Source organism: Streptococcus sp. sy004, from assembly GCF_007859205.1.
GTDB lineage: Bacteria > Bacillota > Bacilli > Lactobacillales > Streptococcaceae > Streptococcus.
Genome location: NZ_VOHP01000002.1, coordinates 85,144 through 99,610 on the forward strand (window position 1 = coordinate 85,144; position 14,467 = coordinate 99,610).

Annotated in this window: 15 protein-coding genes and 1 tRNA gene; 12 read left to right on the plus strand and 4 right to left on the minus strand. The window is 39.1% G+C overall.

The window, feature by feature from the left end; genetic code table 11:
- Window positions 1-8: 8 nt before the first annotated feature.
- From FRX54_RS03155 to FRX54_RS03210, 12 genes are all read left to right on the plus strand, one after another.
- Window positions 9-734: a pseudouridine synthase gene (locus tag FRX54_RS03155; protein WP_146460978.1), complete on the plus strand. Its 726-nt coding sequence runs from the start codon at window positions 9-11 to the stop codon at window positions 732-734.
- Window positions 731-985: a membrane protein insertion efficiency factor YidD gene (yidD, locus tag FRX54_RS03160; protein WP_146460980.1), complete on the plus strand. Its 255-nt coding sequence runs from the start codon at window positions 731-733 to the stop codon at window positions 983-985. Before FRX54_RS03155 ends, yidD begins: the two co-directional genes overlap by 4 nt.
- Window positions 986-996: 11 nt before the next feature.
- Entirely contained in the window at window positions 997-2,160 is a 1,164-nt protein-coding gene (gene nagA / locus FRX54_RS03165) for an N-acetylglucosamine-6-phosphate deacetylase (RefSeq protein ID WP_146460982.1), read from the plus strand.
- A 294-nt stretch (window positions 2,161-2,454) separates the two neighbouring features.
- Complete coding sequence (gene glyQ / locus FRX54_RS03170; RefSeq protein WP_146460984.1) at window positions 2,455-3,369, plus strand: glycine--tRNA ligase subunit alpha; 915 nt, start codon at window positions 2,455-2,457, stop codon at window positions 3,367-3,369.
- A gap of 1 nt (window position 3,370) precedes the next feature.
- Window positions 3,371-5,410, plus strand: coding sequence for a glycine--tRNA ligase subunit beta (gene glyS / locus FRX54_RS03175; protein WP_146460986.1), 2,040 nt, complete (start codon window positions 3,371-3,373; stop codon window positions 5,408-5,410).
- 8 nt (window positions 5,411-5,418) lie between these two features.
- Entirely contained in the window at window positions 5,419-5,673 is a 255-nt protein-coding gene (locus FRX54_RS03180; RefSeq protein ID WP_146460988.1) for a DUF896 family protein, read from the plus strand.
- Between the two features lie 117 nt (window positions 5,674-5,790).
- Window positions 5,791-6,486 carry a PepSY domain-containing protein gene (locus FRX54_RS03185; protein ID WP_146460990.1) on the plus strand — a complete coding sequence of 232 codons (696 nt, stop codon included), beginning with the start codon at window positions 5,791-5,793 and terminating at the stop codon, window positions 6,484-6,486.
- An 89-nt stretch (window positions 6,487-6,575) separates the two neighbouring features.
- Window positions 6,576-7,532, plus strand: a complete 957-nt coding sequence (rsmH, locus tag FRX54_RS03190; RefSeq protein WP_146460992.1) for a 16S rRNA (cytosine(1402)-N(4))-methyltransferase RsmH — start codon at window positions 6,576-6,578, stop codon at window positions 7,530-7,532.
- Window positions 7,529-7,852 (plus strand): cell division protein FtsL, encoded by a 324-nt coding sequence (ftsL, locus tag FRX54_RS03195; RefSeq protein WP_146460994.1) that lies wholly within the window; start codon window positions 7,529-7,531, stop codon window positions 7,850-7,852. The genes rsmH and ftsL overlap by 4 nt, the downstream gene beginning before the upstream one ends.
- A gap of 2 nt (window positions 7,853-7,854) precedes the next feature.
- Window positions 7,855-10,104: a penicillin-binding protein PBP2X gene (gene pbp2X / locus FRX54_RS03200; RefSeq protein WP_146460996.1), complete on the plus strand. Its 2,250-nt coding sequence runs from the start codon at window positions 7,855-7,857 to the stop codon at window positions 10,102-10,104.
- Between the two features lies 1 nt (window position 10,105).
- Complete coding sequence (gene mraY, locus FRX54_RS03205; RefSeq protein ID WP_146460998.1) at window positions 10,106-11,116, plus strand: phospho-N-acetylmuramoyl-pentapeptide-transferase; 1,011 nt, start codon at window positions 10,106-10,108, stop codon at window positions 11,114-11,116.
- A gap of 319 nt (window positions 11,117-11,435) precedes the next feature.
- Window positions 11,436-11,687, plus strand: a complete 252-nt coding sequence (locus FRX54_RS03210; RefSeq protein ID WP_146461000.1) for a hypothetical protein — start codon at window positions 11,436-11,438, stop codon at window positions 11,685-11,687.
- Window positions 11,688-11,753: 66 nt separating this feature from the next.
- Here FRX54_RS03210 and FRX54_RS03215 read toward each other — a convergent pair.
- The 4 genes from FRX54_RS03215 to FRX54_RS03230 all read right to left on the minus strand — a co-directional run bounded on the left by FRX54_RS03215 (window position 11,754) and on the right by FRX54_RS03230 (window position 14,399).
- A tRNA-Cys gene (locus FRX54_RS03215) sits at window positions 11,754-11,824 on the minus strand.
- Window positions 11,825-12,203: 379 nt separating this feature from the next.
- The gene (locus tag FRX54_RS03220) at window positions 12,204-13,469 is read right to left on the minus strand and encodes a site-specific integrase (RefSeq protein ID WP_146461002.1); all 1,266 of its coding nucleotides are present in this window, start codon (window positions 13,467-13,469) and stop codon (window positions 12,204-12,206) included.
- Window positions 13,470-13,558: 89 nt separating this feature from the next.
- The gene (locus FRX54_RS03225) at window positions 13,559-13,822 is read right to left on the minus strand and encodes a MerR family transcriptional regulator (protein WP_146461004.1); all 264 of its coding nucleotides are present in this window, start codon (window positions 13,820-13,822) and stop codon (window positions 13,559-13,561) included.
- A gap of 1 nt (window position 13,823) precedes the next feature.
- Complete coding sequence (locus FRX54_RS03230; protein WP_146461006.1) at window positions 13,824-14,399, minus strand: replication protein; 576 nt, start codon at window positions 14,397-14,399, stop codon at window positions 13,824-13,826.
- Window positions 14,400-14,467 lie beyond the last annotated feature (68 nt).

Consider the following 14,467-nt stretch of genomic DNA (forward strand, 5'->3'; position numbering starts at 1 on the left):
AAAAGAAGATGAGAATTAACAAATACATGGCCCATGCCGGAGTGAGCAGTCGCCGTAAGGCAGAAGAATTGATTAAAAAGGGGTTGGTAACGCTCAATGGTCAAGTGATCACTGACCTAGCTACTCAAGTCAAATCTGGAGATGTAGTAGAAGTGAGTGGTAGCCCCATTTATAACGAAGAAAAGGTGTACTACCTGCTCAATAAACCTCGTGGGGTCATTTCCAGTGTGTCAGATGATAAGGGCAGACAGACCGTGATTGATTTACTCCCTCAAGTCAAGGAGCGTATCTACCCTGTTGGTCGTTTGGATTGGGATACGACGGGCCTTTTGATTTTGACCAATGACGGTGATTTTACCGATAAGATGATTCATCCTCGCAATGAGATTGACAAGGTCTATGTGGCTCGTCTAAAGGGGATTGCAACCAAGGACAATTTACGTCCCCTAACTCGTGGTGTGGTGATTGACGGTAAAAAAACTAAGCCAGCTCGTTATTCAATCATTAAGGTTGATCCTGAAAAAAATCGTTCCGTTGTTGAATTGATTATCCATGAAGGGCGTCATCATCAGGTTAAAAAGATGTTTGAAAGTGTAGGGCTTTTGGTTGATAAATTGTCACGAACACGCTTTGGAACGCTTGATTTGACTGGCTTACGCCCAGGTCAATCTCGCCGTTTGAACAAAAAAGAAATCAGCCAGCTACATAATGCAGCTATCAACAAGGTCAAATGAAGCAGCTAATCATTTATATGGTTAGGGCGTATCAGCGTTTGATTTCGCCCTTGTTTCCACCCTCATGTGTCTATCGTCCAACGTGTTCTGCCTATATGATTGAAGCAGTTGAGCGTCATGGTATCAAGGGTCTTATTATGGGCTTGGCAAGGATTTGCCGCTGCCATCCCTTTGTCAAAGGTGGCTGGGATCCTGTACCGGATAAGTTTTCACTGAGAGCCAATCAAACAGAATCAGATGGTGAGTTGTAGAAGTTTTTCTGATGAAAGGAGTAAGCATGTTTATCAAAGCTGATGGGTTTATTTACCCTTATGAAGAAAAAGTCGGTGGCTTTTTAGCGATTGAAAATGGTCGATTTGGTCAGTGGCAAGAGCAGGTGCCAGAAGGGGCGGAGATTTTAGATTATAGTGGCTATATGATTGCTCCTGGTTTGTTTGATACCCATATTCATGGGTATGCAGGAGCCGATGTCATGGATTGTCAACTAGAGAGTTTAGAACGTATGAGTCAGTCCTTGTTAGAAACAGGGGTGACCAGCTTTTTACCAACTGCTCTAACGGCTGATTTTGACACCTTGAACAAGGTTTGTCAGTTGGTAGTGACAGCCAAAGATACAGTTCAAGGCAGTAAAATTCAAGGACTTTATTTTGAAGGGCCTTATTTTACCGAAACGTATAAGGGAGCACAAAATCCTAGTTACATGCGAAATCCAAGTATTGCTGAATTGGATCAGTGGTTGGCGAGTTCACAAGGGCTTTTGTCCAAAATAGCCCTAGCTCCTGAACGTGAAGGAACAGTCGAATTTATCAAATATGCGACAGAACAAGGTGTGACAGTAGCCTTGGGGCATTCTGATGCTACCTATGACGAGGCAGAAAAAGCCGTAGAAGCAGGAGCTTCTATCTGGGTTCATGCTTATAATGGCATGAGAGGACTCAACCATCGTGAACTGGGCATGTTAGGAGCTGTTTATCATCTGCCAAATACTTATGCCGAGTTAATCTGTGACGGTCATCATGTTCATCCTAAGGCCTGTGACTTGTTAATGAAACAAAAAGGCTATGATGGTGTGGCTCTGATTACGGACTGTATGAGTGCAGGTGGTATGGCAGATGGTGACTACATGCTAGGGGAGTTTCCTGTTCGTGTTGAAGCTGGGACGGCTAGATTAAAGGATGGTGGTAATCTGGCTGGCTCTATCTTGCAGCTAAAAGATGCCGTCAAACATGTGGTTGAGTGGGGCTTGGCAGATGTGGTGACAGCTATTCGCATGGCTAGCTACATTCCAGCTAAATCCTTGAACTTGCTAGATGAGTGCGGTCAAATCAAAGCCGGTTTGCCTGCTGATTTTATCGTCTTAAACAAGGAAATGACCTTGCAAGCAACTTATCTCAATGGTCAAAAAGTTTGGTCACAAGATAAGTAAGATTAGACAGGCCAATCAATTTATGATAAGATAAAAGGTGTTGAAAGAGATTTTATTGAACCCTAAAAGCGAGTCTAGGTTGGTGGAAGCTAGGCAGGAAAACAATAAATGGTGGCGATTCAATACTTTAATCAATACAAATGAAGTCATAAAATAGGGTGGAACCGCGTTGCTACGCCCCTGTTATCAACAGGGGCTAGTGCGTGGTTTTTCTTGTCTAATAACGGTCTTTGTTTACTAAGTTGATGTCAACGAGCTATCGCCACCACATTAAAGCAATAGAAAGAGGAAACTATGTCTAAAAAATTAACCTTTCAAGAGATTATCTTGACCTTACAACAATTTTGGAATGACCAAGGATGCCTGCTCATGCAAGCCTATGATAATGAAAAAGGAGCCGGAACCATGAGTCCATACACCTTTTTGCGTGCGATTGGGCCTGAGCCTTGGAATGCGGCTTATGTAGAGCCAAGTCGTCGCCCAGCCGATGGTCGCTATGGTGAAAACCCAAACCGTTTGTACCAACACCATCAATTCCAAGTGGTTATGAAACCAAGCCCAAGCAATATCCAAGAGCTTTACTTGGAAAGTTTGGAGTTGTTGGGAATCAATCCTTTAGAACACGATATTCGTTTTGTTGAGGACAACTGGGAAAATCCATCAACAGGTTCTGCTGGTCTAGGTTGGGAAGTTTGGCTTGATGGTATGGAAATTACTCAATTTACTTACTTCCAACAGGTCGGTGGTTTGGAAACAGGGCCAGTCACTGCTGAGGTGACCTATGGTTTGGAGCGTCTAGCGTCTTACATTCAAGAAGTGGAGTCTGTCTATGACATTGAGTGGGCAGATGGCGTGAAATATGGTGAAATCTTCATCCAACCCGAGTATGAGCATTCAAAATATAGCTTTGAATTGAGTGACCAAGATATGCTTCTATCTAATTTTGAAAAATTTGAGCAAGAAGCCAAAAACTGTCTGGCTGAAAACTTGGTGCATCCTGCCTATGATTATGTCTTGAAATGTTCGCACACCTTCAACCTTTTAGATGCCAGAGGAGCCGTATCAGTAACAGAACGTGCTGGCTATATCGCTCGCATTCGTAACCTAGCCCGTAACGTAGCCAAAACCTTTGTTGCAGAACGCAAACGCCTAGGTTATCCTTTACTAGATGACGAAACACGTCAAGCATTGTTAGCAGAGGAGAAATAACATGGTAAAAAATTTATTAGTAGAAATTGGCTTGGAAGAGTTGCCAGCTTATGTGGTAACGCCAAGTATGGAACAACTTGAAAATCGCATGGCGACTTTTCTAACAGACAACCGTTTGACATTTGATAAGATTGAACTTTTTTCAACGCCTCGTCGCTTAGCGGTTCGTGTTGTTGGTTTGGCAGATGAGCAAAGTGATTTGACAGAAGATTTTAAGGGGCCTGCGAAAAAGATTGCCCTTGATGCGTCTGGTCATTTTACCAAGGCAGCCGAAGGCTTTGTGCGTGGTAAAGGTTTGACCACAGACGATATTCGCTTTGAAACCATCAAGGGAGAAGACTACGTATATGTGACCAAGACCGAAAAAGGTCAGCCTGTTGAGCAAGTGTTGGCAGAACTTCCTAAGGTGTTGGAGAGCTTGAGTTTCCCTGTCAGCATGGCTTGGGCATCTAATTCTTTCAAGTACATTCGTCCAGTTCACACCTTGACGGTGCTTTTGGACGACAAAGCCTTGGATTTAGATTTCTTTGACATCAAGAGTGGTCGCGTGAGTCGTGGTCATCGTTTCCTTGGCCATGACGTAGAAATCGCAACTAGTGATCGTTATGAAGCTACCTTGAGTTCGGTTTTTGTTATTGCAAGTCCACTTGAGCGTCAGCAAATGATTTTTGATCAAATCAAGGCCTTAGAAGAAAAGCATGACATTCAAGTTGACATTGATGAAGACCTTCTAAACGAAGTGCTAAACTTGGTTGAATACCCAACAGCCTTTATGGGACAATTTGACGAAAAATATCTAGACGTTCCAGAAGAAGTCCTAGTCACATCAATGAAAAATCACCAACGTTACTTTGTCGTGCGTGATAAAAAAGGTCAACTCTTACCAGCCTTTATCTCAGTTCGTAACGGTAATGCTGAGCATCTTGAAAATGTCATCAAGGGTAACCAAAAAGTGCTTCTAGCTCGCTTGGAAGATGCTGAGTTTTTCTGGCGTGAAGATCAAAAACTTTCGATTGCCGATTTAGTGGAAAAACTAGATAAGGTAACCTTCCATGAAAAGATTGGTTCTCTGGCAGAGCACATGAAACGCACAGGCTTGATTGCGGATAAGTTGGCTACTGAATTGGGCTTATCTGAAACAGATAAAAGCAAGTTAGAGCGAGCAGCAGCCATTTATAAATTTGACTTGATGACTGGCATGGTGGGTGAATTTGACGAACTTCAAGGCTTAATGGGGGAAAAATATGCCCTACTTGCAGGTGAAGATAAGGCTGTTGCCCAAGCCATTCGTGAGCATTATTTGCCAACAAGTAGTGATGGCGAATTACCAGCTAGCCAGCTCGGAGCGATTTTAGCCGTGGCTGATAAATTGGATACCCTGTTGTCATTCTTTAGTGTGGGCTTGATTCCAAGTGGGTCAAATGACCCCTATGCTCTTCGCCGTGCGACACAAGGTTTGGTTAAGATTCTCGATCAAGAAGAGTGGAAACTTGATTTGGCAGAGTTTGTCAATAACCTGTATCAAAAAACGTTCTCACCCCAGACTTATGCGAATAAAGACGACGTTATGAGCTTTATCAAAGCCCGTTTGGATAGGTTGATGGCAGATGAGGGTATTACAAAAGATATTCGTGAAGCTGTTCTTGCTAGTTCAAGCCTGATTGTGAGCAATCTTTTTGCAACCGCTAAAGCCTTGCTTGCAAAATCAGAACAAACTGACTATAAGGTAGCCGTAGAAAGTTTAGCTCGTGTCTTTAATTTGGCAGAAAAAGCAGAAGGTCAGACGGTTGAGTCAGCATTATTTGAAAATGAGGCAGAAAAAGCACTCTATCAAGCGATTCAAGACCTACAATTAACTGACGATGTCGCAGCTAATCTAGACCAGCTATTTGGCCTGAGTCCTGTCATTACTAAGTTCTTTGATCAAACTATGGTTATGGTTGACGATGAAGCTGTCAAAAACAATCGTTTGAGCTTATTGGCTAGTCTAGCCCGTTACGCTTGCCAAATGGCAGCCTTTAACCAACTAAATACAAAGTAGGAGATAAGATGGAACAAGCAAAAATTGATCGCATCAATGAACTAGCCCGTAAGAAGAAAGCAGAAGGTTTGACTGAGGCAGAATTGGCTGAACAAAAACTCTTGCGTGAGGAGTATATCGAGGGTTATCGCAGAGCCGTCCGTCATCATATCGAAGGGATTAAGATCGTTGATGAAGAAGGTAATGACTTGACCCCAGAAAAATTAAAACAAATTCAACGTGAAAAAGGCCTACATGGTCGTTCGCTTGATGATAAAGACTAAGACTTATCATAAAACTAGGTTGGGGAATCAATCTAGTTTTATTCTGGTCAAATTTCTTGACAGTTTTTTCAAGATAGACTAGAATGATTAAGTAATAAAAAAGGAGATAAAGTTATTATGAAAAAACTTTTAGTCGCGGCAGTGGTCGCTATCTTGGCTCTACTAGGCCTTTCTACTTGTGCGGGTTCATTTTTGAACGGTAGCAATAACAACACGGCAACTACTTCTTCAAGTAGTTCAGCAAGTTCATCAGAAGCATCAACTTCATCAGACAAGTCTGCTTCATCAACAACGTCATCATCTTCGTCTGATAAGACAGCTTCATCATCAACTGATGCCTCAGCAAGCACGGCAACAGAAACTTTGACTAAAGACACAGCTTTTGCAGCAGCCTTAGCAGCAGCAGGTATTTCTGAAGCAGATGCAGTTTTGACCTCAGTGGAAAAAGATGTTGAAAACGGTGTGAATGTCTTTAAAGTGGATTTCACAAGTGCTGGTCAAGAGTATGAGTACACGTTGAATGCTGAAACAGGAGAAGTGATTGAAAATGCTTCTGAGATGGTTGATTCAAAAGACGCATCAACATCTACAGCGACAGTATCTTCAGCAGATCAAAATAAACTTGTAGCAGCAGCTTTGGCTGACGCAGGTATTACTGAAGCAGATGCAGAAGTTGTTGGTAGCGAGTTAGAAACTGAAGATGGTGTTCAACAGTTTGATGTGGACTTTGTTAGCAATGGTACACGTTACCACTACATTCTTAATGCAGAAACAAAAGAAGTTATCGAAACTGAAACAAGCCCAGCAGAATAAGTTCTTAATGGCAAAATACCAGTTAGCTAAATGCAGCTGGTATTTTTCTTTTGATTTATTAAATGACTAAAATATGGTAAAATAGAGATATGACTAAAGATTTTCATCATGTAACCGTATTACTACATGAAACGGTTGATCAGTTAAAGATTAAACCAAATGGGATTTATGTTGACGCGACCTTAGGGGGAGCAGGACATAGTGAGTATTTACTGTCACAATTGGGCGATCAAGGTCACCTTTATTGTTTTGATCAGGATCAAACAGCTATTGATCATGCTCAAGTGAGGTTAAAAAAATTTGTTGAGCGTGGACAGGTGACCTTTATCAAGGATAATTTTAGGCATTTGTCAAGTCGGCTTGCCCAACATGGTGTCAGTGAAATTGACGGTATTATTTATGATTTAGGTGTTTCCAGTCCGCAGTTAGACCAAGGTGAGCGTGGTTTTTCTTATAAACAGGAAGCTCCTTTGGATATGCGGATGAATCAAGATGCAACCTTAACAGCCTATGAGGTAGTCAATGCTTATGACTACCATGATTTAGTGCGGATTTTTTTCCGTTATGGTGAAGATAAATTTTCTAAACAGGTAGCTAGGAAAATAGAACAGGCTCGTCAAGCAGCACCCATTGAAACAACGACTCAGCTTGCTGAATTGATTAAGGCGGCGAAACCTGCTAAAGAGCTTAAGAAAAAGGGACATCCAGCTAAACAAATTTTTCAGGCTATTCGTATTGAGGTAAATGATGAATTGGGAGCTGCAGAAGATTCTTTACAGCAGGCTTTAGATTTGTTGGTAGTGGGAGGACGTATTTCAGTGATTACTTTTCATTCTTTAGAGGATCGCTTGACTAAGCAACTGTTTAAGGAAGTGAGTCGTCTTGATATTCCAAAAGGGTTACCTTTTATCCCTGATGAATTACAGGCTCAGTATCAACTGATTACCAGAAAACCGATTTTGCCAAGTCAAACCGAGTTGACAGATAATAATCGTGCTCATTCGGCAAAATTACGTGTGATTGAGAGAATTAGGAAAGACATATGACCAGAGAGAAACGGCAGGAAGCCTTGTCACAAGCAGTGCAGGCTCATATCCGTACCCTATCAAGAATAGAAAAGGCTTTTTATGCATCGATTGTATTGACAGCAGTGATGATGGCAGTTAGCATTGTCTATCTTCAAAGTCGGATGTTACAACTGCAACAGGAAGTGACAATTTTGAATAATCAAATTAGTGAAAAAGAAACTGAGCTTAATGACGCCAAACAAGAGGTCAACGAGCTTAATCGTTTTGATCGCATTTCAAAGATTGCAACAGAAGCTGGTTTGAGTATCCAGCATGATAATATTGGTAAGGTGGAGTAGGCATGAAAGAGTTACGAAATCTTTTTTTGCGTTATGTCGTAACAGATAGAAAAACGCCAGAAGAAAACCGTGTTCATGTTGGGCAAAACCTGATGTTGCTAGCTATTTTCATGTTTTTTATCTTTATCATCAATTTTGTGGTGATTATTGGAACGGATAAAAAATTTGGAGTAGATTTATCAGAAGGGGCAAAACAGGTTTATCAAAGAACCCAAACAGTTGCTGCCAAGCGTGGGACTATTTATGACCGTAATGGTAATGTGATTGCAGAAGATTCGACCACTTATACGGTATATGCCATTCTTGATCAAAACTATGTGACAGCCAGTGGCGAAGAATTATTTATCAAATCTAGTCAATATGACAAAGTGGCTGACATTTTCAAAAAGTATTTGAAGTTGGAAAAAGACTATGTCCTTAAACAACTCAATCAAGAAGGACTGGTTCAAGTTTATTTTGGTATTAAGGGGTCTAATCTGACTTATAGCACCATGAGTAGTATCAAAAAAGCTGCAGAAGCCGCTGATATTAAGGGGCTTTCTTTTGAAACCAGTACCAGTAGGATGTATCCTAATGGAACCTTTGCCTCTCAGTTTATCGGCTTGGCTCAAACTCAAGAAGATGATAATGGTAATAAAAAATTAGTCGGAACAACTGGTCTTGAAGCTGCTTTCAATGATATTTTGTCTGGAACAGACGGTCAAATTACTTATCAAAAAGATAAAAATGGCAATACCTTATTAGGAACAGGTGTTCAGGTGAGTAAGGCAATAGACGGTCGAGATGTTTACACGACAATTTCAGAGCCAATTCAACGCTATCTAGAAACACAGATGGATGTTTTTCAATCCAAGGCACAAGGGGTGGAAGCCAGTGCGACCTTGGTTCATGCTAAGACAGGTGAGATTTTAGCAACGACCCAGCGACCAACCTTTAATGCGGATACTAAAGAGGGTTTAACTGAGGACTTTACTTGGCGTAGTTCCCTTTATCAAACTAACTACGAGCCGGGTTCGACCATGAAAGTCATGACCCTAGCTTCAGCTATTGATGCCGGTGTCTTTAATCCAAATGAAATTTATGACAATACCAAATTGACCATTATTGATGCAACTATTCAAGATTGGTCAATCAATGACGGAACATCAACAGGGGGCTATATGTCCTTTGCTCAAGGATTTGCTTACTCTAGTAACGTCGGTATGGCTCTTCTTGAACAAAAAATGGGTGACGATCAGTGGCTTAATTACTTAGCTAAATTCCGCTTTGGTTTCCCAACACGTTTTGGAATGGGGAGCGAGGCAACAGGTCTTTTGCCATCAGATAACATTGTTAGTATTGCCATGAGTTCTTTTGGTCAAGGGATTGCCGTTACCCAAACTCAGATGTTAAGAGCTTTTACGGCAATTTCTAACGATGGAATCATGCTGGAGCCACAGTTTATTAGCAAAATCTATGATCCAAACACGAAAACCACACGAACAGCACAAAAAGAAGTTGTGGGTAATCCAGTTTCTGAAACAGCAGCCAAGCAAACTCGTGATTACATGGTAACGGTTGGTACTGATCCAGATTTTGGTACGCTTTATTCAAAATCAGAAGGTCCTATTATCCAAGTTGGCAATCAATCCGTTGCCGTTAAGTCTGGGACGGCTGAGATTGCAGCAGAAGATGGTTCGGGTTACTTGACTGGAGCAACAGATTATATTTATTCGGTGGTGGCCATGGTCCCGTCTGATAATCCAGATTTTGTCATGTATGTGACCCTTCAACAACCAAAAGAATGGTCAGGTCTTTTCTGGCGTGATGTGATCAATCCAGTCTTAGAAGAAGCAGTGTTGATGAAAGATACCATTTTAGAGGCTGTGCCAAACGGTAAGAAAAATCAAACACCTTATAAACTAGGTGAAATTATCGGTACAAATCCTGGTGATACTGCAGATGAGCTGCGTCGTAACCTAGTCCAACCCGTTGTTCTAGGAACAGGAAGTAAGATTAACAAGGTATCAACCAAGATTGGCAGCAATCTCAATGAAAATCAGCAAATTCTGCTCTTGACCAGTAATTTGGAGAATCTACCAGATATGTATGGTTGGACTCGTCAAAATGTTGAAGTCTTTGCCAAATGGTTGAATCTTGAAATCACTTATAAAGGCAGTCAATCTGCCTCAGCTCGAGTGACCAAGCAAAGTGTCAATCCAGGTGAGCTGATTAGTAAAGTTAAAAAAATAACAATAAGGTTAGGAGAATAACATGTTGATAAGCCTGATGGCAGGAGGGTTAACCTTCGTTTTGACAGTGGTAGCCATGCCACATTTTATGGCTTTTTTCCAAAAGAAAAAAATTGCAGGTCAGCAAATGCATGAGGACGTCAAACAGCATGTCGCCAAAGCAGGTACCCCAACAATGGGGGGTGTGGTTTTTTTGACAACAACGGTGCTAGTGAGTTTGTTCTTTACCCTATTGTTCAATCAAGGAACAAACTTAGCCAAGCCACTAGCTATTTTATTGGTTGTGGTCATCTATGGTACCGTTGGTTTTTTAGATGATTTTTTGAAAATTTTCAAGAAAATCAATGAAGGTCTGACTCCTAAGCAAAAAATGCTAGCACAGATTTTAGCTGGTTTACTATTTTACTTTGTTTATGTTCGTCCGAGTGGAGCAGAGTCGCTCAATTTCTTTGGTTGGGAATTAAATTTAGGCGTTTTCTATCTCGCCTTTGTGCTATTTTGGATTGTTGGCTTTTCAAATGCAGTCAATCTAACCGATGGTCTTGACGGTCTAGCGTCGATTTCAGTGGTCATTAGTTTAGCTGCCTATGGGGTCATTTCTGTGGTACAAAAACAGTATGATGTTCTTCTCTTGATTCTTAGTACCATTGGTGGCCTACTTGGTTTCTTCCTTTACAATAAAAAACCAGCCAAAATTTTTATGGGAGATGTTGGTAGCTTAGCTCTAGGTGCCTTGTTGGCAACCATTTCCATTGCCCTTAATCAAGAATGGACGCTACTATTGATTGGTTTTGTCTATGTGTGTGAAACTAGTTCAGTGATGTTACAGGTGGCTTACTTCAAATATACCAAGAAAAAATATGGTCAAGGTCGTCGTATTTTCCGTATGACACCGTTACACCATCATTTTGAATTGGGTGGTTTTTCTGGTAAAGAACAGCCATGGAGCGAATGGAAAGTTGATGCTTTCTTTTGGTCAGTTGGTTTTGTAATGAGTAGCTTGGCGTTACTGATTTTATATGTTTTTAAGTAAGCTGTGGATACAATAAAAAGCTAAGAAAATATCTTAGCTTTTTAGTTATTAGAAAATAGGAAGTAAGAAATGAAAAATAAAGTGATTTTCAACTGCTTCATTAAAATCTTTAGGTTTGGTATCTGTTACTGTTGAAAATCCTGACTTTCGCTATTCAAAACCAGATACTAAGATTTTGATTGGGGATAAGGCGTATAGGTTTCATCATATTGTTACTAGGAAGAGGACTTAAAATGTTAGATACTTTTACAATAGAATATATGGAGGATAATTTAATTTATAAACAAGTTATTTTTAGTAAATCAAGAGAAGAGTAGTCATGATACGATTAGAAAAAATAAAAAATTCTAGTGTTCAAAGATATTTTTACCATCCAGAAAATACTGCTGATGTAGGTATGATTGAAATTAAAGAAAACGAAGTTGTCATTGCAGTTCAAGTCAATCGTGACAAGGAATTTGGAGCACCATACTATGCTAACAAGGCACGCGCAGAAGTACTACGATTGTTGAAAACTAGTAATTTAGTTGAATCAAAACTTTTTGTGTTTTATCCTGCTTTATCTGCTTAAAAAAATAAAAAAGCCCGATTTTAAGGGCTTTTTAAGCGGATAAAACCTGATAAAACAGGAAATGAAAGGCGGTAGACGGATTTGAACCGACGATCAAGCTTTTGCAGAGCCGTGCCTTACCACTTGGCTATACCGCCATAACTTCTACCATTCTATCGTAAAAATGTAGAACTGTCAAGTCACTTACTATAATTTCTCATCAACCAATTAGGTAGGTTTTTTATTGTAGAAACTTATTATAATATTTGGATAGTTAATCATAGAGGAAAGCAATAGAAAAATAGCAGATTTATGAAGCATTGCTAGGCTTGTAAAAAATGTTATTGAAATTATTTTATAAGTTCCATATATATTAAACAAAAGCACCTAGGACATACATATGTCCTAGGTGCTTTTGTTTAATTATTTAACTTCTGTAAAGGTTAGAAATCTTATTTTAGCGTGCTAGAAATGTTGATATATCAGTATTTTTAATTTTTTTACTAAGAAAATGTAGTCAAAAATGTAGTCATAAAATCAACTTGTAAGTCTAGCAATTTCTTGAAGATAAATATCAACTGCTTCAGCCTTCTTTTTAGGAGCTAGTTCAGCATAGGTATCCATTGTAGTTTTGATTGACTTATGTCCCATTCTTGTTTGAAGTTCTTTCCAATTTGCACCAGCATTTAGCATTAAAGAAGCGTGTGTGTGTCGGAAAAGGTGAAAACCATAATTTGGTAACCCTAACTCACTTAAACGCTTTTTCAGAGTTGCTCGTTCATTTCTATCACACATATAGTTACCATAGATAGTTGGAAAAATCAAATCAACACAAGGTAAATTATGTTCTTTGAAGTAATTGCTCATTTCATTGTAAAAAGTTTGTAAATCTATAAGAATTTGTCGAGGAACAGCAACTCGACGATTTCCTGAATCAGTTTTAGCACTATTTTTACAAATCATTTCCCCTTTAATACCGAGTTTTTGATTTCCTGCTCGCCACATGAGAGTTTTATTAACGATAATTTCATTTGTTTCAAAGTCTAAATCGTGAATAGTTAGAGCGAGAAGTTCGTTAATACGTAGTGCTGAAGCTAAGAGTGTATCACAAATAATTCTGAAACGCCTATTAGCTCGCGTGTCTGGTAGATCGTTTAAAAAATTAAGCCATCTTGATAATTCCTGTTCATGTAAGACTCGTACCCGTTCTTTAGATGACTTTGGTTTTGGTGGAATTTTGATTGTTCTTACAGGATTATGAGAAAGTTCAAAGTTGGTTATACCAAAATCAAAAATATCACTCATCTTATGAATAACTGCTCCAAAGTCCTTGGCGTGCCCCTTTTTTGATTTTTTTACTCCAGATTCAACTGATTTTTTTGATTGTTGAGCGAGTTTATTGACCCATAGTTGAATATCAGCAGATTTGATGGCATCAGGTCTGTATTCTCCAAATTTAGGGATGATATAAGTGTCAAGATAGCTTCTAACACGATTGATAGTATTTTGAGAAGAAACCCAAGTGACGAAACTAATAAACCACGCTTCAGCCAGTTCTTCAAAATTATTGATGACTACTGTTTCTTTTAATGTTGACCCTTTTGCTTCAAAATCCAATCTAGCTTGGATAATTTTTCGGTCAAGACTTCTTAAAGTTTTGGCAGTGAGAGATGATGTCACCTTTTTATTTGTTTTCACATCAATTCCTATATAAACGCCTCTTTGAGTGTAGCTTACAGAACCGTTGTTTTTAGTTGTCTTGATAATCTTACGATTGTTATGGATGATAATTTCTTTTTTCACGTTAGCCTTCTTTATCGGATATATAAAAGGCTAAAATAAGACCTTCACATTTCTTTTAATGTGATAGTTTTATTTTAGCATATTTTAGATTAAGGAGTTAAATAATTGATCACATCTTCCATTTTATAATAGACAGTTCGGGTGTTTTCAATGGGAGGTTCTAGTCGTCTAAGACCTGTATTTTCCCATGATTTTAGTGTGTTCGGGGAGATATTGAGAATTTTTAATAATTCCTTTTGAGTAACCAGTCCATTGCTTTTTAATTCTTGTTGTTGAGTTTGTATTAGGGTAATGAGATAATTTAGAAGTTGTTCAATTTGATTTAACTTTATATGTTCGTTAGTTTTTGTCATGTTAGTAATCCTCTTTTCTATTATCATGTCTCCTAGAATCCAAATATCGAGAGAAAAAATAGGTCTTCTCCATTATGAATTCTAAGAGTTTAGCATCTTCACGTCGTGCATAGAGCACCAAATTTTTAAATTCCGTAAAATTATTCTCTTCAATAATATCAATGACTGAGGTAATAAATCCATCAGTATTATTGCTAATTAAAAACTTGTCTAAGTCGAAGCCACAACCGAATTCAATATCGTTAATATCATAAGGTGTCTTATTAGGGTCGTTAGCGTGGATAAAATAGTCATACATCCCTTTTGGGCTCATGACGATTTCGATATGAGCTGGCGTGTTTAATTTCTCAGTTAATAACTCAGATACTTGTGAATAGCTTTTCAGTGAGTCAAAGAATAATGCACCATGCTTATGTGCTTTTTTGAATTCTCCTGTTTGTCGATTGATGTCCTTGTCGTGCCAAGGACTCAGGATAAATGGGATGTGCATATCTTCAAGAATATCAAGGTAGTTTTTAGGGGTACTATCTTGATAAAGTAGAAATGCCCATTTGTTTGAACGTTTTTCTTTTGTCATAGAATATTTGCCTTTCTAGATTGAATTTTGCTGATTGTTGATTATTGATGTTATGGGGGGTCGTAGTA